General features: G+C 61.2%; 17 protein-coding genes. 7 read left to right on the top strand and 10 right to left on the bottom strand.

Going from position 1 to position 17,541, the window contains the following annotated elements; genetic code table 11:
• Nucleotides 1-117: 117 nt before the first annotated feature.
• The 9 genes from NZN28_RS10550 to NZN28_RS10510 form a co-directional block, all read right to left on the bottom strand.
• A complete protein-coding gene (locus NZN28_RS10550; RefSeq protein WP_295397976.1) occupies nucleotides 118-633 on the bottom strand; it encodes a hypothetical protein in 516 nt (171 codons plus the stop codon).
• A gap of 320 nt (nucleotides 634-953) precedes the next feature.
• On the bottom strand, nucleotides 954-1,766 hold the full coding sequence (locus tag NZN28_RS10545; RefSeq protein WP_295397975.1) for a Cof-type HAD-IIB family hydrolase: 813 nt from the start codon (nucleotides 1,764-1,766) through the stop codon (nucleotides 954-956).
• Nucleotides 1,767-1,847: 81 nt separating this feature from the next.
• Nucleotides 1,848-2,672 carry an HAD family hydrolase gene (locus tag NZN28_RS10540; protein ID WP_295397973.1) on the bottom strand — a complete coding sequence of 275 codons (825 nt, stop codon included), beginning with the start codon at nucleotides 2,670-2,672 and terminating at the stop codon, nucleotides 1,848-1,850.
• A gap of 64 nt (nucleotides 2,673-2,736) precedes the next feature.
• Nucleotides 2,737-3,648 (bottom strand): PhzF family phenazine biosynthesis protein, encoded by a 912-nt coding sequence (locus tag NZN28_RS10535; protein ID WP_295397971.1) that lies wholly within the window; start codon nucleotides 3,646-3,648, stop codon nucleotides 2,737-2,739.
• Nucleotides 3,649-3,690: 42 nt separating this feature from the next.
• Nucleotides 3,691-5,433: an aspartate--tRNA ligase gene (aspS, locus tag NZN28_RS10530; RefSeq protein WP_295397970.1), complete on the bottom strand. Its 1,743-nt coding sequence runs from the start codon at nucleotides 5,431-5,433 to the stop codon at nucleotides 3,691-3,693.
• A 349-nt stretch (nucleotides 5,434-5,782) separates the two neighbouring features.
• Nucleotides 5,783-7,069 (bottom strand): histidine--tRNA ligase, encoded by a 1,287-nt coding sequence (gene hisS / locus NZN28_RS10525; RefSeq protein WP_295397968.1) that lies wholly within the window; start codon nucleotides 7,067-7,069, stop codon nucleotides 5,783-5,785.
• Nucleotides 7,070-7,105: 36 nt separating this feature from the next.
• Nucleotides 7,106-8,548: an amidohydrolase family protein gene (locus NZN28_RS10520; RefSeq protein WP_295397966.1), complete on the bottom strand. Its 1,443-nt coding sequence runs from the start codon at nucleotides 8,546-8,548 to the stop codon at nucleotides 7,106-7,108.
• 37 nt (nucleotides 8,549-8,585) lie between these two features.
• Nucleotides 8,586-9,740, bottom strand: a complete 1,155-nt coding sequence (locus NZN28_RS10515; protein WP_295397964.1) for a CaiB/BaiF CoA-transferase family protein — start codon at nucleotides 9,738-9,740, stop codon at nucleotides 8,586-8,588.
• A gap of 4 nt (nucleotides 9,741-9,744) precedes the next feature.
• Nucleotides 9,745-10,536 (bottom strand): citryl-CoA lyase, encoded by a 792-nt coding sequence (locus NZN28_RS10510; RefSeq protein WP_295397962.1) that lies wholly within the window; start codon nucleotides 10,534-10,536, stop codon nucleotides 9,745-9,747.
• Here NZN28_RS10510 and NZN28_RS10505 point away from each other — a divergent pair.
• Both NZN28_RS10505 and NZN28_RS10500 read left to right on the top strand, forming a co-directional pair.
• Nucleotides 10,529-11,515 (top strand): dioxygenase, encoded by a 987-nt coding sequence (locus NZN28_RS10505; RefSeq protein WP_295397960.1) that lies wholly within the window; start codon nucleotides 10,529-10,531, stop codon nucleotides 11,513-11,515. The genes NZN28_RS10510 and NZN28_RS10505 overlap by 8 nt on opposite strands.
• Complete coding sequence (locus NZN28_RS10500) at nucleotides 11,512-12,330, top strand: IclR family transcriptional regulator C-terminal domain-containing protein (protein ID WP_295397958.1); 819 nt, start codon at nucleotides 11,512-11,514, stop codon at nucleotides 12,328-12,330. The genes NZN28_RS10505 and NZN28_RS10500 overlap by 4 nt, the downstream gene beginning before the upstream one ends.
• Before the next feature lie 266 nt (nucleotides 12,331-12,596).
• Here NZN28_RS10500 and NZN28_RS10495 read toward each other — a convergent pair whose 3' ends face one another.
• Nucleotides 12,597-12,944, bottom strand: a complete 348-nt coding sequence (locus tag NZN28_RS10495; RefSeq protein WP_295397956.1) for a hypothetical protein — start codon at nucleotides 12,942-12,944, stop codon at nucleotides 12,597-12,599.
• Between the two features lie 146 nt (nucleotides 12,945-13,090).
• Here NZN28_RS10495 and NZN28_RS10490 point away from each other — a divergent pair, with 146 nt between their 5' ends.
• From NZN28_RS10490 to NZN28_RS10470, 5 genes are all read left to right on the top strand, one after another.
• Nucleotides 13,091-14,707: an S-layer homology domain-containing protein gene (locus NZN28_RS10490; protein WP_295397954.1), complete on the top strand. Its 1,617-nt coding sequence runs from the start codon at nucleotides 13,091-13,093 to the stop codon at nucleotides 14,705-14,707.
• Between the two features lie 106 nt (nucleotides 14,708-14,813).
• Nucleotides 14,814-15,833 (top strand): tyrosine-type recombinase/integrase, encoded by a 1,020-nt coding sequence (locus NZN28_RS10485; RefSeq protein ID WP_295397952.1) that lies wholly within the window; start codon nucleotides 14,814-14,816, stop codon nucleotides 15,831-15,833.
• The gene (locus tag NZN28_RS10480; RefSeq protein ID WP_295397950.1) at nucleotides 15,833-16,261 is read left to right on the top strand and encodes a phosphate-starvation-inducible PsiE family protein; all 429 of its coding nucleotides are present in this window, start codon (nucleotides 15,833-15,835) and stop codon (nucleotides 16,259-16,261) included. The genes NZN28_RS10485 and NZN28_RS10480 overlap by 1 nt, the downstream gene beginning before the upstream one ends.
• A 45-nt stretch (nucleotides 16,262-16,306) precedes the next feature.
• Nucleotides 16,307-17,146, top strand: coding sequence for a hypothetical protein (locus NZN28_RS10475; protein WP_295397948.1), 840 nt, complete (start codon nucleotides 16,307-16,309; stop codon nucleotides 17,144-17,146).
• A gap of 117 nt (nucleotides 17,147-17,263) precedes the next feature.
• On the top strand, nucleotides 17,264-17,541 hold a 278-nt coding region (locus NZN28_RS10470; RefSeq protein WP_295397946.1), incomplete at its 3' end, for a HEPN domain-containing protein.

The following is a 17,541-nucleotide window of genomic DNA, read 5'->3' as shown; positions in this document are numbered from 1 at the left end:
CAATCGATTGGGGCAATCCTTCGACTCATTCCCCTATCCTAACTTAGGTGTCACTTTGGGTGAGATTTGGTATAAGTGCAGGCTCTTCTTGCTTGCTTTGCGGGGCGAAAAGTATGCTCAGCTCTTTTGGGCTTGGGGCTTGGCTGCTTTGGGGGGAATGGGCTTTGTGTGCATCAGCCAACGCAAGGTCAGAACGCAGTGGGCGAGCAGCACCACGAATATCAGAATCCCGATGGCGTCGGTGGGTTCGGCCCCCCCCACCAGCCAGCCGATGGGGCTGGGTGCGGGCAGGCCCACGGTGTGGGTTAGGGCGTAAATCAGGGCGGTTGAGCTGCCTATGGCCAGGGAAATCAGCAAAAAGGGCTGGGCCTGGGGTTTTGGAATGCTGCCGTTGTGCATGAACCCCAGCATCAATACAAAAAACCCCGTGGACATCAGCAGTGAGATGCCCCACAGCATAATCTGGGCGTAAAAAAAAGTTTGGGGTTGCTCGAGCATCAGCTGGTCGAGCCCGATGGCCCCACAGGGCCCGCCGCCCAGCGGTGTGCCGGCCCAGCCCAGCAATTGCAGCGCAAAGGGGGCAAACATCAGGCCGACCAAGACCCCGAGTTGGCGGTCACGAATGCCAAACATGCCTCAATGCTGGCAGCAATCCAGCGGGGTGGGTAGGGAAAAATATCCCGCTGAGCGCCGCCATTCCGGCTAGGGGTTGCGCCGTCTGCCCCTGCCAACCTACCGCGCTCTTCAAAGACATGGCCGCCCACGAAAACGAGAAGGGACAAAGAGACGCGCCTCATCTCGGTGAGGCACGCTGGTCTGCGTTGCGTCTGGGTTGAGACGCATGTTTTCGAGTTTCGAGGCGGCCACTAGAGCCAGGCTTTCTCAAACTCGAATGGCTCACAATATGCGAAGAGCGCTCTAACCAAACAGCCTAGCGGTAACGAAAAAGGCCCTCAGGCCTGCTCATTGAGCAAGAGAATGTGCTCGATGGCCTGGGCAAAGCCGTGCTCGCGCACGTGGGCGGTGACGTGGTCGGCGATGGCGATGATTTCATCTACAGCGTTGCCCATGGCAATTCCCAGACCCGCATCGCGGATGGCCTCGAGGTCGTTGTGGCTGTCGCCAATCATGGCGATTTCGTCCATAGAAATTGCATAATACTCGGCCAGCCAGCGCAGGCCCGATGCCTTGGAGACCCCCTTCCGGATCACGCCGGTAACCACCTCACGCGGACTCAGATACTCGGCTAAATCAATTTCGGAAAGGGCGGCCAGGTCTGGCTTGACCGTCTCCCACAGGCTCAGGTCGGGCACCACAAACCACAGCCGGACCAGGGTCTCGCGGATTTCCTCAAACTGGGCCGAACGGGCCTCCACCCCGGTTATCTCGATGTGGGTAAGCAGCTCGGGGGGCATCAGGTCGCTCTCGTAGTAGCGACCGCCGTCGGCGCCCATCAGGTCGAAAGGCAGTCCATGCCTGCGTGCAATGGCGATGATTTCCGCCAGCCGGGGCAGCGGCTCGGCATGCAAGGACCGACCCCAGGCGTCGCAGATTGAAGCGCCGTCGTTGAAGACGTGGGGGCCGTCGGGCTGCAAGCGCCGGGCATACTCGAGGCCCACCCCTCCCTGAGGACGCCCGGTACAAACCGCAAACCTCAAGCCAGCCTCCCGGCCTCGTTCGATGGCGGCCCAGGCCGATTCGGGCACCCCGAGGGTGCGTCCGGCGTAGAAGGTTCCGTCCAGATCGAGGGCGACCAGTTTGATCATGGATGTTCTCCTGGAGGAAACGGTTGGATGGAAACAAAGAAATATATCACAAGCCTATTTTGTCGTGAAAAGAAGCACATACTAGAGCCCGCTTAGACCCGAACGAAGGATATCCAGGGCCTGCTCGAGGCCGCACTCGTCTACTGTGCCCACCACCAGGTCGGCGGCCTGCTTCACGTTTTCCGGGGCATTGCCCATGGCAATTCCGAGCCGGGCGGCCTGGATCAGCTCCAGGTCATTCTCGCCATCGCCAATCATGGCACACCGGCCCAGGTCGAGCCCCAGCCGCGCCGCGACCCACTCCGCCGCCGCCCGTTTCGAGACGCCTCTGGCGGTAACCGAGCTGAACCCGACCCCCGGCATGCCGGGGCTGGTGGCCTCGTGCAGTTCGACCTCGGGCATGCGTAAAATATGCGCTCGCACCAGCGACCAGGCAGGGGAGGGGCGCCAGACGAACTGAACCCGCACCACGTTTTCCTTAAGCCCCCCTAAGTCGCGAGGCTCGGCTTCAAAGCCCAGCAGCCTCTCGTGCTGGAGCAGGTCGGGGTGCGCTTGCTCACGGTAGAAGCCCCCCTCGGCGGTGTAGACCTCGAAGGGAACCTGGTGCGACCGGCTCAGCTCGAGGAGCCTCTGAAAGGCCTCTTCGGGCAAGGCCGAAACCCGCAGCAGCTCCCGCCGTCCCGAGACCACAACCGCGCCCGACTCAAAAATATGCAAACCATCGGGGTCGAGCCGCTCGGCGTACTCGAGGGCAAACCCGCGTCCGGGCCGCCCGGTGCAGATGCTCAGGTGCAAGCCCGCTTCCCGGGCCCGCTTGGCGGCCTCCCAGGCGCACGGGGGCACCCCGCCGGGGCCAAACAAGGTGCCGTCCACATCAACCAACACGAGCCGAATGGGTGTGTTCATACCTTCATCGAGGGCCTGGGGCCAAAAAATGCCGATGGCCAGAGTCTGGAGGCCCGATCATCGGCTAGTTGGGACTGCCCCCCAGCTCCACCACGCCGGTTTCGGCCAGCACCGCGGTTCCGCCAATGAACACCGCCAGGATGTTCCCCGCCGGGCCGTACTCCACCCGCACCTCCACCTGGCCGGGGCCGCCCATGCGGTGCCCCTGGGTCACGCTCAGGCTGACCTCTCCTTCCCAGCGGGGCACCACCCCAGCCCGGGCCAGCAGCGCCCCCAGGGCCGCATTGGGCGAGCCGGTTACGGGGTCTTCGGGAATCCCCAGGGCCGGTGCAAAGGTACGCGCATAAAAGCGGCGTGGGCCATAGGGGGCATAGACGTGCATGGTAGCGACCTCGAGCCTCTCCGAAAGCTCGGTCAGTTTTTGCATATCGGGCTCCAGGGCATCCACCAGCCCCGGCGCCACCACCGGCATAAAGAGCGTCCACAGGCCGGTAAAGGTGATGCCGTAGGGCAGCCCCCGGTGCAGGTAGCGCTCATTGGCCCCCATGACCTCGATAACCTCCTGCAAAACCTTCCAGGAAGGGGGGTCGCGGAAGCGGGGGCTGGGGCTTTGCACCCGAACCCGTCCATCCTCGAGCTCCACCCTGAGCGACTCCCCGATGGTCCGCAAGTACAGTTTCTTGGCTCCCGTAGGCAGCCTTTCCTCCCGGGCCAGGGTGAGCGCCAGGGCCACGGCGGCGTGGCCGCTGAACTCCACCTCGCCGTTGGCTGCAAAGAAGCGAACCCCAAAGCCGGTTCCGTCCCAGTCGGTGACAAAAGCGGCCTGGGGCTGGCCCAGCCGGGTGGCCACCCGTTGCATCTCCTCGGTGGTCATGCCCCGCGCGTCCAGCACCAGCGCCACCCGATTGCCCCCACCGGGCACCTCGGTAAAAGCGTCCACCAGCAAATAAGGAATGCGAAGGTGGGCCTCAGGCATGGAACCCCCCCCATGAGAAACAAGCATGCAAGCCCCGCGCCTTCATGCCTCCCTCCGCACGCTCAGCCCCACTGCTGCCAGCTGGGCCTCGTCCACCGCCGCCGGTGCCCCGGTGAGGGGTTCTTTGCCCTCTTTGTTCTTGGGAAAGGCGATCACCTCGCGGATGGACTCCTCGCCGGCCAGGTTGGCCACAAAACGGTCGAGTCCCCAGGCGATTCCACCGTGGGGGGGTGCGCCGTAGGAGAGGGCCTCGAGCAGGAAACCGAACTTTTCCCGGGCCTCTTCGGGGCCGATGCCCAGCAGGGCAAACATGCGCTCTTGCAGGTCGCGGCGGTGGATGCGGATGGAGCCGCCCCCGGCCTCGGAGCCGTTGAACACGAAGTCGTAGGCGTAGGCCCGCACCTGGCCGGGGTCGCTTTCGAGCAGGTGCAGGTCGTCTAGGTTGGGGCTGGTAAAAGGGTGGTGCATGTAGGTCCAGCGGCCCGCCTCTTCGTCCCACTCCAGAAGTGGAAAGTCCACCACCCACAAAAACTTGAAGCCGGGCTCGAGGAGGCCCAGCCGCTTGCCCAGCTCGAGCCGCACCGCCCCCAGGCTCTCCACGGTCTTGCGCCAGGCACCCGCCACGAACAATAGGGTCTGGCCTTCCTGCACCCGCACCTGCTCCAGGAGGGCGGGGGGCACGAACCGGGCGATGCCGCCCGAAAGCGCCCCGGACTCCAGCCGCGCCCAGGCCAGCCCTGCGGCCCCCTTGGACTTGGCCAGGGCCTCCAGCTCTTCAATCTCCTTGCGCGACAGCAGGGCCGGCGCGACCAGAACCTTCACGCTCTCGGCGCTGGCAAAGGCCCGGAACTCGCCGCCTTTGAACACCTCGGTCACGTCCTGAAGCTCGAGGCCAAAGCGCAGGTCGGGCTTGTCCGAGCCGTAGCGGTTCATGGCCTCGGCGTAGCTCAGCCGGGGAAAGGGCAAAGCCAGCTCCACCCCCAAGGTCTCGCGCAGGATGTAGGCGGCCAGCCGTTCGTTGAGCTCGATGATGTCCTCCTGGGTGACAAACGACATCTCCAGGTCGAGCTGGGTAAAGTCGGGCTGGCGGTCGGCCCTGAGGTCTTCGTCGCGGAAGCAGCGGGCAATCTGGAAGTAGCGGTCGTAACCCGCTACCATCAGCATCTGCTTGAAAAGCTGGGGCGACTGGGGCAGCGCATAAAAGTGGCCGGGCTCGAGCCTCGAGGGCACCAGGAAGTCCCGCGCCCCTTCAGGGGTCGAGCGGGTCAGGTAGGGGGTCTCCACGCTGATAAAGCCCTCTGCGTCCAGAAAGCGGTAGATGGCCGCAATCACCTTGTGCCGCAGCCGCAGGTTGTCGTGCAGGCGCTTGCGGCGCAGGTCTACCACGCGGTTTTTGAGGCGCACTTCCTCGTTGACGCCCTGGTCTTCTTCGCCGCGCCAGCCGGCATCAATGGGAAAGGGCGGGGTCTTGGCCTCGGCGAGCACCTCGAGGCCCTCCGCCACCACCTCCACCGCGCCGGTGCTCAGTTTTGGGTTGACCTGCTCGGCAGGGCGACCGCGCACCACTCCCTCCACGCGCACCACCCATTCCGAGCGAACCCTATCAGCCTCCGCAAAGCAGGCAGAATCGGGGTTAACGATCACCTGAACAATGCCCTCCCGATCCCGCAGGTCAATAAAAATTAGGCCCCCCAGGTCGCGCCTTCGGTTGACCCAGCCCTCCAGAACCACTTTTTTGCCCACATGTTGTTCGCGCAAATGACCACAGTAAAGCGTGCGACGCATAGGCTTTAGCATACCTTTTTGTGAAAAGTTCTCAAATGATTTACAGAGAGGGCAGTGTGAATATCTTTTTCACATGCTAGTTATATCGTGAAAATATGCACTTACATTACTCAATGCTTGCTTGAACCCCTCCCATACAATTGAAGAGGCCCAACCCCCACCCCCTCCTGTGCTTCCGCCGCCCACGAAAACGAGAAGGGACAAGCAGACGTGCCTCACCGAGGTGAGGCACGCTTGTCTGCGTTGCGTCTGGGCCGAGACGCATGTTTTCGAGTTTCCAGGCGGCCACTGTTCTGTTCAGAACCAGGCTTACTCGAACTCGAATGGCTCACAATATGCGAAGAGCGCTCTATTTTGGGTCGGGGCCTTCGAAAAGGCTGTGCAGTTGCAGGGGCTCGAGCTCCTTTTGCTCGCCGCTTTCCAGGTGCTTGAGGGTCACCACCCCTTTGGCCCGCTCACCTTCGCCCAGGAAGCCCACATACTTGGCCCCCTTCTTGAGGGCGTCCTCGAGGGCCTTGCGCGGGCTTCTGGGCACATAGCCAAGCTCCACATACACCTTTGGGCGCAGCTGTTCGGCCAGGGCCAGGGCCTCAATCCGGGCCGCCTCGTCCAGAGGGGCCAGGTAGAGGGTGGGGGAGGGGTCGGCAGGGATGCCCACCCCCTCCTGCTCGAGTGCGATGGCCACCCGCTCGATTCCGATGCCGAAACCCACGCCCGGCACCGGCGGGCCGCCCAGCATCTCGGAGAGGCCGTCGTAACGGCCCCCGCCGCCCAGCGCCGACTTGGCCCCAATCTGGGCATGGTGAACCTCCCATGCGGTGCGCACGTAATAGTCGAGGCCGCGCACGATGCTGGGGTCCACCGAGTATTCAACCCCCAGCCTGGTCAGGTAGCTACAAACCTGCTCGTGGAAGGCCCTCGAGGCCTCCCCAAGAAAATCCAGCATCGGCCTCACCTGCAACTCGGCCACAATCTGCTGGTCTTGCTCGCTTTTGGAGTCCAGAATCCGCATGGGGTTGGTCTCCAGGCGCACCCTCGAGTCTTCCGAGAGCCGCTCGGCCTGGGGCCGGAACAGCTCGCGCAGGTACTGGTTGTACCGCACCCGATCCTCGGGGTCGCCCACCGAGCCGAGCTTGACCTCGAGGTTCCTCAGGCCCAGGGTTTTGTAGATTCGCACCATCAGCGCGATGGCCTCGGCATCCAAGACAGGGTCACAGAGGCCCAGGGCCTCGTAATCAACCTGGTGAAACTGCTTATACCGGCCCTTTTGCTGGCGCTCGGCCCGAAAAATAGGCCCCCAGGTGAATAGCCGCACCGGTTGGGGCCAGACCTTCATGCCGTGCTGGTTGTAGGCCCGCACGATGGATGCGGTAGGCTCGGGACGCAGGCCCAGTACCCGCCCACCCCGGTCCTCGAAAGTGTACATCTCCTTCTTGACCACGATATCCGAGGTCAGGCCAACCCCCTTCTGCAAGACTTCCAGGTATTCGAAGATGGGGGTGTGAATCATCTGGGCGCCCGCCCCCCTCAACACCTCCTCGGCGGTCTGGATGATGTAGCGAAAAACCGGCTCGCGGAAGGGATACTCCCTGGCCTGTGCGAAGATGTCGTTGGTTCCGGGGACAGCCTTCAACATGGACCCCATTCTATCGGGCCAGTTGGTTCACGGGGTTTAGCGAAAAAGGTCTTTCTCTACTCCGGCTGTGGCAAAAATGTAATCGCGGCTTTGCTCGAGCCTCCGGCGTAAATTCTCCAGGTCAAAGCCCAGCAGCTCTCCCTGCCACTTCCGTACTTTGCCTCCACATATCACCGTTGAAACGTTGCAACGCTCCATGAGGGTTACCACCGCTCCGGGTGCGTGGTTGAGGGGGGCGGTATTGAGGCAGTTGGTGTCCAGCAAAATAATGTCGGCTTCCTTGCCGGGGGTGAGCGAACCGGTTTTGGCCTCCAGACGAAGCCCGCGTGCGCCGTTGAGGGTAGCCATCTGCAATACCTCGGCGGTGCTCATCAGAGAAGGAAAATCCTTACCGTCCAGGGCAAGCTGGTTGGCGAACATGCGCTGCAGGGTAATGGTTGAGCGCATCTGGGTGAACATATCGGCGGTCATCGTGCACTCTACATCACTTGATAGCGATACCGTCATGCCCAGATCGAGCGCTTTTTGAAGGGGCGGGGTGCCGTGACGCATGTGCATTTCGATGGGCACTGAGAGTGAAACATGGGCCCCAGAATCGGCGGCCCGCTGCCAGGCCATATCCGACATCCCCGTCATGTGGATAAAGATGTTGTCGGGGCCAAACTGGTTTTGTTCAGACAGGCTATCGAAGGTGGGGGCCATGCCGAAGGTACCGACGATGTGCGCTGCAATGGGAATTGCCAGCTCTCTGCCGATCCGCCAAGCAGCCTCGTAACCGGGTAGGTAGATTTCCCCGCCCATCACCATAGTTAACAACTGGTCGTTGCTGGAGAAATGCTGGCTGCGAATGCGGGCTGCGTCCTGCGGGTACTGGCTCTTCTCCCCCCAGCCCTCAAAGTAGCCCAGCACGGCACGCCGGCCTGCATCCCGAAGAGCAGCCACCGCGGCGTCGCTGTGTTCGGGGGAGTGATGGATTTGGCTTACGTCCATTGCGGTCGTGACCCCGGCATCAAGCTGGGCAATGCTGCCATAGAGGATGTTGATGTAAACATCCTCTGGACGATAAACCCTGGACAGCTTCAGCAGCATGACCTCGTAGTAGTTCATGGCCGAGGAGGGTCGGCCATCGTTCAGTAAGATGGCGTCAGCCAGCAACCCTCGCAGGGCTGTTTCAAAGTGGTGATGATGGGTGTCAATGAAGCCCGGCATCACGATGTGACCGCTGGCATCTATGACAGCGGCATCGGACACCTCGATTTTTGGCGCCACCTCGAGGATACGGCTGCCCTTGAGCAGCACGTCGCCCACAGCGAAGTTTCCAACTCGAGCATCCATTGAAAGCACCGTACCCCCCCGAATCAGGGTCAGGCGGTCGGGTTCCCCGATTCCCGGTGGAAGGGATTCGGGGAGGGAACTTGAACCCAAAAGTGGGCTGCCGAACTCCAGAGGAGCGAGTAGGGGGGCCTCGAGTTTACACATGCTTCCTCCTTATCCAGACCCAGGGGTTTGCTGGGCATCAAGAACTCTTACCCGCTTTGCGCAGCGCCAGCTCGGCGCGGATTTCATCTCCGTGTTCATCCAGGGTTGGGGGCGGGATGATATCGGTATCTATCTGCCCATCGAAGTTGTAAGGAGAACGGACAGTGGTAAAGTGCCCCATGGGCGAGCCTGGAACCGTCACCTTGAGCTTGAGGTGCTGGGCTTGTGGATCCTCTAGCGCTTCGCTGGAGTTGTAAACGGGCGCATGGGGCACCCCCTCGGCTGCCAGGCGTCGGCACCATTCTTCGCGGCTGTGCTGTAAGAAAACAGGCGTCAGTATTTCAATCAAGGCCTGCTGGTTGGCAATGCGCTCGAGCCGCTCGGCGAAGCGCGGGTCTTTTGCGAGCGGCTCCTGCTGTGTAGCCCTGAGCAAGCCTTCCCAAAACTTGGTTGGGGAGGAAAGGTGAATGGCAATCCACTTACCATCGGCGCACTCAAACACGTAACTTTGAGAAACGGAGGGGCGTGAGAGGGGGCCCATCACCTCGCCAACGCTAAAGTGATGCGTAAAGCTATCTAGATTGAAGTAGGCCATGGCCTCGAGCATGGATATATCGAGCCTGCGCCCCTTGCCCGTCCGCTGGCGCTCGACGAGTGCGGCCAAAATACCCATAGCAGCGTAGATGCCCGCTACCGCGTCGGCAATGGCCGGGCCAATAACCCGCGGCTTGTCGGGGGGCAATAGCTGCCACAGATACCCCGATGCCGCCTGCGCCACCGTGTCGTACACAGGGTAATCACGCTTGGGCCCGGTGGCGCCAAAACCCGAGATGGCACAGTAGATCAGGTTGGGCCGAATGCGGCGCAGTTCCTCCTCGCCTGCCCCCAGCCTTTCGGCAACGCCGGGTCGAAAGTTGTGGATGAACACGTCTGCGGTTGCTATGAGAGCGTGAAAGGTCGTGCGATCCTCTGCCCGTGCGTTGTCCAGGGCAATGGAGCGTTTGTTGCGGTTATAGGTCTGGAAATGCGGGCTGTACAGACCGCCCTTGAAAGCCCTGAAAGGGTCTCCCTCGCCTGGCCGCTCTACCTTGACCACGTCTGCACCAAGGTCAGCCAGGTGCATGGCCGCTGCGGGGCCAGTGATGTAGGTACCCATTTCAACTACTCGAACACCGGCTAAGGGTTTGGCCATGTCTTTACTCCTTGCGAGTGGGGCCGTCATATTGGATGGCCTGTGCAGCGTGGTAGGACAAGATGAAACCGATTGGGCGCTGGGTCTCCTCGTGCAGATGCGCAGCCAGCCCCGCTGCTCGCGCCACCAACGGAATGGCTTTGAGCCCTTCTACAGGCCAACCGGCATCCAGCATCACGGCAGCGATGGCTCCGGACACGTTGATTGGCAGGCGCCGCTCCATAATGCTTGGGGCCATTTTTCCCAACAGACGCAAAAGCCGCACGTACTGGGCCGACACGGCGTGCTCATCGGCGAGCTCGAGCAGGCGGGCAGCCCGGGGATCGCCCCCCGTGTGCTGGGGGTGCCCGAGCCCTGCTACTTTTGCTCGAGCTGCCTTGAGCCGCTTCAGGCTTTCCTCTACCGCCAGTTCTTCGTTTCCGGTGGCATCCGCCGCTTGTTTCAGCTCGACCAGGTAACGGCCCGCTGCCTCTGAAGAACCTGCAACGACTGTGCCCATTCCCAAAAGGCCCGCAGCCATGGCCCCCTGCCAGGCCTCTGGTGCAGCGGCAAGGGTCATGCGGGCAGCCTGCACGGTTGGCACCAGCCCATGCTCAGCAATGGCTATCAGGCAGGCATCCAGCATGGCTCGCTGACGGCTGTTTGGCAGTTGACCCAGCATCAGCAACCAAAAGAGTTCACCGAAACTGAGCTTGCCTATCAGCTCATGACACAGGTCAAAGCCGCGGATGGTTACACTCTCGGCATCTGAGGTAGCTATGGACGTAAAAGGCTGATCCGTTTTGCCTATGCGCATCCGACCTCTCCTTACTGAGATTTTCGCTATACGAAAACTTTTCCTCTTGACAAATATTATACTCGAGATAAGTTTATGTCAAGGCAAAAGCCGGTCAAACAAGGAGGGGTTAGACGTGCGGGACATTAATGAGTTCTCCATCACCCAAGCAGTTCAGGACTCGTTTCAAATCGAGTCGGGCTCTCGTTTTAGGTTTCTGCTAGATACTTTCGTGCAGCATCTGCACGATTATGTTCGGGAGGTACGCCTCACCCACGAGGAGTGGATGGCGGTCATGAACTTCCTTTACGAGTGCGGGAAGATTTCCAACCCAGAGCGAAGCGAGTTCATTCTCCTCTCAGACGTGCTGGGCCTTTCCGCTCTGGTGGACATGATTAACAGCTACGGGGGCAGCACCCCTCACTCAAATTTAGGTCCCTTTTACCTGCAAAACGCCCCGGAGCGAGAGTTAGGCAGCGACCTGGCCGAGGGGTACGACGGGGTGGTTTTGCTAACTCGAGGTATGGTGCGCGACACTCTGGGCAAGCCAATTGCAGGGGCCATTGTGGATACCTGGCAGGCCGATGCCTCAGGCACCTATCCTATTCAGGAGCAAAAATACGGCAGAGACAAATATGACCTGCGAGGAAGGCTTCGGACCAACGAGAAAGGCGAGTACTGGTATACTACCGTCATGCCTCGGCCCTACACGGTGCCCTACGATGGCCCTGTAGGGGATTTGCTGAGGGCTGGAAAGCGTCACGCCTGGCGGGCTGCACATTTGCATTACGTGGTATCCGCAGAAGGTTACCGCCCCCTGGTCACCGAGGTATTTTTCGAGAACGGCGAGTACCTTGATAGCGATGCGGTGTTTGGGGTGCGGCGCTCTTTGGTAGTCAGGCTCGAGCCCGTCCGGAAAGACCAGGTTATTGACTTACCGCTGAAGCGACGCCCCGACGCCCAGTTTACCTTTGACTTTGTGTTGGCTCCTGAAGGATGAAGCTCGAGCTCCCAACCTCTGAAACAGAGCGTCCGGCAGAATTTGTGGAGGCTTTTGCTCGAGGTCTTTCGGTTTTGGAGGCCTTTGATGCATATCACAGCGAGATGACCCTGAGCGACATTGCTCGCCGGACGGGCCTGCCCCCGGCTGCGGTTCGCCGCAGCCTGATTACCCTCAAAACCCTGGGCTATGTGGGCCAGGTGGGCAAGCGCTACTACTTGCGACCGAGGGTTTTGGGTATAGGTTCGGCCTTTTATTTTTCCGCTCGGGTTGATGAAGTGTTTTTGCCTGAGTTGCGGGCCCTGGTCGAGACCTTTGGCGATGCCTCCTCCGTTGCAACCCTTTATGGCCAGGATGTTTTGTATGTGGCCCATTACTCCGTGCAACGGGCACGGCGGGCTGCCGCGCACGTAGGGGCGCGCTATCCGGCTTTCGCTACCTCGTTGGGGCGGGTCTTGCTGGCAGGTTTGAGCGAGGAGCGCCTGGACACCTGGATGTCCGAGCTGAATCCAGTCCCCCTAACAAACCGCACTGTCACCGACAAAAGCGAACTAAGGCGAATAATCCAGCAGGTGCGTCAGCAGGGCTACGCAACCACGGTAGACGAGCTTGATTATGGCGTAACAGCTTTGGCGGTTCCGATCCGCGCGCCCGATGGCACCACAGTGGCGGCCCTCAACACCTCGGGTTACACTGTACTGACCACCCCCGAAAAGCTCGTGACTGAACGCCTTCCAGAACTACGTGCAGCAGCCCAGCGCATAGCCATAGCCCTGAGCCGGAACCCGGTTATCTTCTCTATGCTGGCTCCCTAAACAATCGGCCAATGCGGTGGCCGTCCAAATGGTCAGCACGTTCTTTGGGATTTCCTATACCAACTTTGGCGTATATCACCCTCTTCACAGACGTGGCCGCTCACGAAAACGGGTATGCGTCTGAGCCAAGACGCATGTTTTCGAGTTTCCAGGCGGTCGCTGTTCTGGTCAGAACCAGGCTTTCTCGAACTCGAATGGCTCATAATATGTGAAGAGCGCTCTATCCAGGGCAAAACTTGAACTGAAATGGCTCAAAACATGTCGCTTTAGCCAGGAATTGTCAGGCGGGTTGGATGGGGCGCGACCTGCGACTCCTCCTGTTCGGCTCGACGCACAATGTCTTCGCTGCCAAGCAGTTTGACCAGTTGGTCTCGGGTCACCATCTTTCCGGCGAACATATATACCAAACCCCGCCGCTGATGGGTCACGACAAAGGGTACGCCCTTGTGATAGCGCACCAGGGTATTGTGCCGCCGGGCATGGCGCGACATGCGGGCCAGGGCCCGTACCTCCTGGTCCACTTTGCGGTTCTGGGCCTGTGGATACCAGGCCGAAAAAAGTATCAAAAACACCAGACCCGCCATGAGCAAAGCCATCAGAAAATTGGTTTCCATACATAGCCGAGTATAGGAAGCCGTTTTTCTGGGCCGGGGGTTACCTTAACAATGGCTAAATGTTTGATGAAAACCAATAGCCCATGTAACGGTAGCTTGTGACAAATGTACAAGAAAGCTGTATGGGACTCTCTAATATTTCATGCATGCGAATGCTGTTCTTTGTAACGGTTTTTGTAACGACGGCCTTTGCTCTTCCAAACGACGTAGCCGCCGACCACTGGGCTGCCCAGGCGGTCGGTCAGGTGACTGCTCGAGGCTGGCTCCAGGGTTTTCCTGGGGGCCAGTTCAAAGGCGAAGTGCGTTTGGACCGTTTCCAGCTGGCCACTACTCTGGCCCGGGTGCTGGCCGATAGTCCCATGCCTGTGCAGGAAGCCGAGGTGCGCTTTAAGGACGTCAAGCCCAACCACTGGGCCCTGCCAGGCATTCGCCGGATGGTGGGGGAGGGGCTGGTGCAGGGATTCCCGGACCAGACCTACCGGGGCACTTCGCTGCTGACCCGGTATCAGCTGGCGGTGGTGCTGGACAAGCTCGCCCAACGCCTGGGCCTGGCTGCGCCTGCTAAGCTCGTCCGGCCCGATGACCTGCCCCTGGCGCACTGGGCCGAGGCTGCCGTGCAGCGGATGGTGGCCCTCCAGATCATGCCGCTGGGCTCGGACGGCCAGTTTCGGGGTAATGAGGCGGTCAGCCGCTACCAGATGGCTCACTCGCTCTGGAAGCTCGAGGCCCACCTGAGCTCGATGGGAGCGGGAACCCAGAGCGGGGTTGCCGGTGTTTCCAAACCTCAACCTGCTTCCGCTGCCACGACCCCCGGAGCAGCCCAACCTGCTCCGGCTAGCGCGGCAAAGGCCTCCAGTTCCCAGCCGTCCGGCGAGCCTGTGGTGCAAAGCAGCGCCAAACCCGCCCTCGAGCAGAACACGCTCACACTCGGCCAGCTGGCCCGGCTACCGCTGCCCGAGGCCTGGGCTGGCTTGAGCCTCGAGCAAACCCTGGTGCACCTGGGCCAGGCCATGCACAACGGCAGGGTGTGGGTCACGCTGCGGCGAGAAGGGGAAAGCGCGCTGGCCCTGCTGCGCCTCTCGGAGCCGCCCAGCATCGAGGCTTTTTACCCGGTGGGCGAGGCAGTGGCCGCTGCCAGCGAGGGCTGGGCCTGGCTCGAGGGCGGCCAGCGGCTTTTGTTCCTCGACCCCAAAACCCAGAAAAGCCGGGTCTACGGGCCCATCGGCCAGCCGGGGGCGCGGGAGGCGCTCCCGCCGCTATTCGCCCGGGGCGTTCACAAGGGCCTATTGGGTGGGGTGGCGCTCGACGAAAGCCGGAATTACCTGGCCATGATGGGGGGGCGGCCCCTGTGCGTGCCCAACTGCGAGGCGGCCTCAAGCTCCCCGGTGCTGCGGCTGGTGCTTTTGGGCCTCAACCCCGACGGCCTTTTTGCCGAGTACGCCTATCTGCTCGATAACCCCAAGAACGAGGTGGTGGGCCTGGCCTGGCCCAAGCCCCGGCTGCTGCTGGTGCACGAGACCGACGGCCAGAAAAGCCGGGTTTACAGCGTGGACTTAAACGAGGCCGACGACCTGGCCTTTACCGAGTGGGACACCCTGGAGGCGGGCCTCGAGGTCAGGCCCGCGGTCAAACCCCTGGCCAAGCGGCTCATCCTCGAGGTCGCCCTGGAAAAGCCCCGCGGCCTGGCAATCCTGAACCCCAGCGAGGCTGTGGTGGCCGAGAAAGGCCTGATAAAGCTCGCCTTTGACAAGCCCCTGTGGTAAAGCCCGAGCTGGCCAGATGCCCCCAGGAAACCCTGGGGGCTTGCCATTTGGGCGACTTGGAAATGCGCCCTTATTTACCTAAGTGCGCTTTTTATATACTGGGGCCATGCTGGTACCGCTCGCCAACTGGCACAACCCCACCAAGCGCCGGCTCGAGGCCATCCGGGCCGCACACGAACGAAACGAGGCCGGCCTGCTCGAGCTTCTACAGGCTTACCTGGTGCTCAAGGGTCGCAAGCGGGCCACCCTGAGTGCTAGAACCCTCGAGAACTACCAGCTCGCCGTGCGCGACTTTCTGGCCTGGGCCTGGTCCGAGACCCAGTCGCTGGACATTCTGAAGGCCGAGGCCGACGACCTCGACCGCTACATCGCCGACCTGCAAACCAAGGGTGGGCATCTCGGGGGTTCCCAGGGCCAGGTGCTCAAGCCCGGCTCCATTGCCACCTATGTGGCGGGCGTGCGGGCTTTGTACCGGGCGCTCGAGTGGGCGGGCGCGGCCAGGCTGCCGCAGGTGCGCTCACCCCAAGACCCCACCCCCCCCGAGGAACGGCGCCCGGCCCTGCCCCCGGGCCTGTACCAGAAGCTTCTAGCCCACCTTGCGGGCCCGGAACCCCAGACCTGCCGGGACCGCCTGGCGGTGCGCCTGATGGCCGAGGCCGGTCTGCGTATAAGTGAAGTTATTAACTTGCAGCTCGAGGATGTGCATCTGGAGGAGCGGCTCCTGTTCATCCGCAGCGGCAAAGGCCGCAAGCAACGCTCGGTGCCGCTGTCGCGGGCCTTGGTGCAGGAGCTTCAGGAGTGGCTGAGGCTTCGGCTGGCCCATGCCGCAGCCGGTGAGCGGGCCCTACTGATTAACCTGGGCGGGCGCAAGGCCGATGGCCGGGCCATGACCGACAAAACCCTGCGTAAAATTCTGAATGGCCACTACCGAACCCTGGGCTTCCCAGAGCGCTACTACGGGGCCCACATGCTGCGCCACACCGCCGGAACCCGCTTTTACAAGGTCAGCCGCGACCTTCATGCAACCGCCCGGCTGCTCGGCCACAGCAACCTCAACACCAGCGCCATTTACGCCAAGATGGATTTGGAAGGGTTGTTTGAGGTGGTGGACAAACTGGAGGGCTGATGATCAACCAAAAAAATCTCCTTACGGTTTTCAGGATCACGACCCGGGTTATCTTCAATCTGGCGCTGGTGGCCCTGCTGGTTGGTTTGCTGGTCAGCGTGGGGCGCACCCTGATGGATTTGGGCCTGGCCGTGAGCCAGCCCACCGTGCGGTTGGGTTTGAAAGACCTGGTGACCAACATCCTGTCGTTGGTGGTGGTGCTCGAGCTGGTGCGCGCGTTCGTGGACTACTTCGAATACGACCGCATTCGGGCTGAGATTCTGGTTGAGGTGGCGGTGATATTTGTTTTGCGGGAGATGATGCTGGGCTTGTTTTCGGGTGACATCAAAGGCTGGGATGTGCTGGTCTGGAGCAGCGGCATTCTGGCGTTGATGGGGGCTCGAGCCCTGGCCATCGCCTTCGCGTACAGTAAGAGCAAGCCTGCTTAGCAGACGCCGCAAAGGGTATATCATGCTTCTATCGAGGAATACGGCATGGACATTTTCTTTCAGCTGTTCTGGCTGTTCTTTATCCTCTCCACGCTGAGCCCCTACTTCAATCAGCAGCTTCTTCTGGCTGCTCGAGCTCGGCGCATAACAGACCTGGAGCGAAAGCGAAAGAGCCGGGTCATTACCCTGATTCACCGCCAGGAGGGCTTTTCCTTTCTCGGGATTCCTTTTGCGCGATACATTGACATAGACGACTCAGAGCAGGTTCTGAGGGCCATCCGCCTCACCGATAAGAGCGTGCCTTTAGACCTTGTGTTGCACACCCCAGGTGGCCTGGTGCTGGCCGCCGAACAAATTGCCGAAGCCCTGCTAAAGCACCCGGCCAAGGTGACTGTTTTCGTACCGCATTACGCCATGTCGGGGGGCACCCTTATAGCCCTGGCCGCTGATGAAATCGTGATGGACGAAAATGCGGTGCTTGGCCCGGTTGACCCTCAGCTCGGGCAGTATCCAGCGGCTTCGGTGCTCAAGGTGCTCGAGCAAAAACCCATCGCCGAGATAGACGACCAAACCTTGATTATGGCCGATGTGGCCCGAAAAGCCCTGGCCCAGGTCAAACGCACTGCAACTGGGCTGCTGCGCAAGCACTTCGACGAGGCCAAAAGCGAGTCGCTGGCCGAACTTCTGACCCAAGGCACCTGGACGCACGACTACCCCATCAGCGTGGAGGAGGCCCGCAGTATGGGCTTGAAGGTGTCTACCGAGATGCCCTTGGAGGTTTACGAGCTAATGAGCATGTACCCCCAGCCCCGCGGTGGTAAACCCAGCGTGCAGTATGTTCCTTTGCCCTATGGTCGAGAGGCGCCGACCCCAGGACGCCGCTAGTTGCAAGGCCAGCTCCCCTACAACGTGAACTCGAGGCGTGCGAGAAACTTGCACCAGCTCAAAAGATGATTTCTCCAACCGCATCGAGCGGGTCTTGAACTCTACAGAATGTAAACCATGGGGGTGAACCGGGCGCAGGACTGGCTTACCCAGGCCGAAAAAGACCTGGAAATGGCTGATGTCGCCCAGAGAGCGGAGCGGCACGAGTGGGCCTGCTTCGCTGCCCAACAGGCCGCCGAAAAAGCGATCGAAGCCCTGCACCGCTACCTGGGCCAGGAGGCCTGGGGGCACTTGGTGGCCCGGCTCCTCAGGGAGCTACCCATGGAGGCTCCTCAGGATTTGGTGGAGAAGGCCCGGTACTGGGATAGCCTCTACATTCCCACCCGCTACCCAGA

The organism is Meiothermus sp. (genome assembly GCF_025056915.1).
Classification (GTDB): Bacteria; Deinococcota; Deinococci; order Deinococcales; family Thermaceae; genus Meiothermus.
This window is presented reverse-complemented; position numbering and strand designations above follow the sequence as displayed.

What these genes read in the sequence shown, in the direction of transcription:
- NZN28_RS10535 (WP_295397971.1), bottom strand. Translation starts at nt 3,648, where the DNA reads ATGCCTGAGGCCCACCTTCGCATTCCTTATTTGCTGGTGGACGCTTTT.
- NZN28_RS10520 (WP_295397966.1), bottom strand. Translation starts at nt 8,548, where the DNA reads ATGTGTAAACTCGAGGCCCCCCTACTCGCTCCTCTGGAGTTCGGCAGC.
- hisS (WP_295397968.1), bottom strand. Translation starts at nt 7,069, where the DNA reads ATGTTGAAGGCTGTCCCCGGAACCAACGACATCTTCGCACAGGCCAGG.
- NZN28_RS10475 (WP_295397948.1), top strand. Translation starts at nt 16,307, where the DNA reads ATGGACATTTTCTTTCAGCTGTTCTGGCTGTTCTTTATCCTCTCCACG.
- aspS (WP_295397970.1), bottom strand. Translation starts at nt 5,433, where the DNA reads ATGCGTCGCACGCTTTACTGTGGTCATTTGCGCGAACAACATGTGGGC.
- NZN28_RS10495 (WP_295397956.1), bottom strand. Translation starts at nt 12,944, where the DNA reads ATGGAAACCAATTTTCTGATGGCTTTGCTCATGGCGGGTCTGGTGTTT.
- NZN28_RS10515 (WP_295397964.1), bottom strand. Translation starts at nt 9,740, where the DNA reads ATGGCCAAACCCTTAGCCGGTGTTCGAGTAGTTGAAATGGGTACCTAC.
- NZN28_RS10480 (WP_295397950.1), top strand. Translation starts at nt 15,833, where the DNA reads ATGATCAACCAAAAAAATCTCCTTACGGTTTTCAGGATCACGACCCGG.
- NZN28_RS10490 (WP_295397954.1), top strand. Translation starts at nt 13,091, where the DNA reads ATGCGAATGCTGTTCTTTGTAACGGTTTTTGTAACGACGGCCTTTGCT.
- NZN28_RS10500 (WP_295397958.1), top strand. Translation starts at nt 11,512, where the DNA reads ATGAAGCTCGAGCTCCCAACCTCTGAAACAGAGCGTCCGGCAGAATTT.
- NZN28_RS10485 (WP_295397952.1), top strand. Translation starts at nt 14,814, where the DNA reads ATGCTGGTACCGCTCGCCAACTGGCACAACCCCACCAAGCGCCGGCTC.
- NZN28_RS10545 (WP_295397975.1), bottom strand. Translation starts at nt 1,766, where the DNA reads ATGATCAAACTGGTCGCCCTCGATCTGGACGGAACCTTCTACGCCGGA.
- NZN28_RS10550 (WP_295397976.1), bottom strand. Translation starts at nt 633, where the DNA reads ATGTTTGGCATTCGTGACCGCCAACTCGGGGTCTTGGTCGGCCTGATG.
- NZN28_RS10510 (WP_295397962.1), bottom strand. Translation starts at nt 10,536, where the DNA reads ATGCGCATAGGCAAAACGGATCAGCCTTTTACGTCCATAGCTACCTCA.
- NZN28_RS10505 (WP_295397960.1), top strand. Translation starts at nt 10,529, where the DNA reads ATGCGCATCCGACCTCTCCTTACTGAGATTTTCGCTATACGAAAACTT.
- NZN28_RS10540 (WP_295397973.1), bottom strand. Translation starts at nt 2,672, where the DNA reads ATGAACACACCCATTCGGCTCGTGTTGGTTGATGTGGACGGCACCTTG.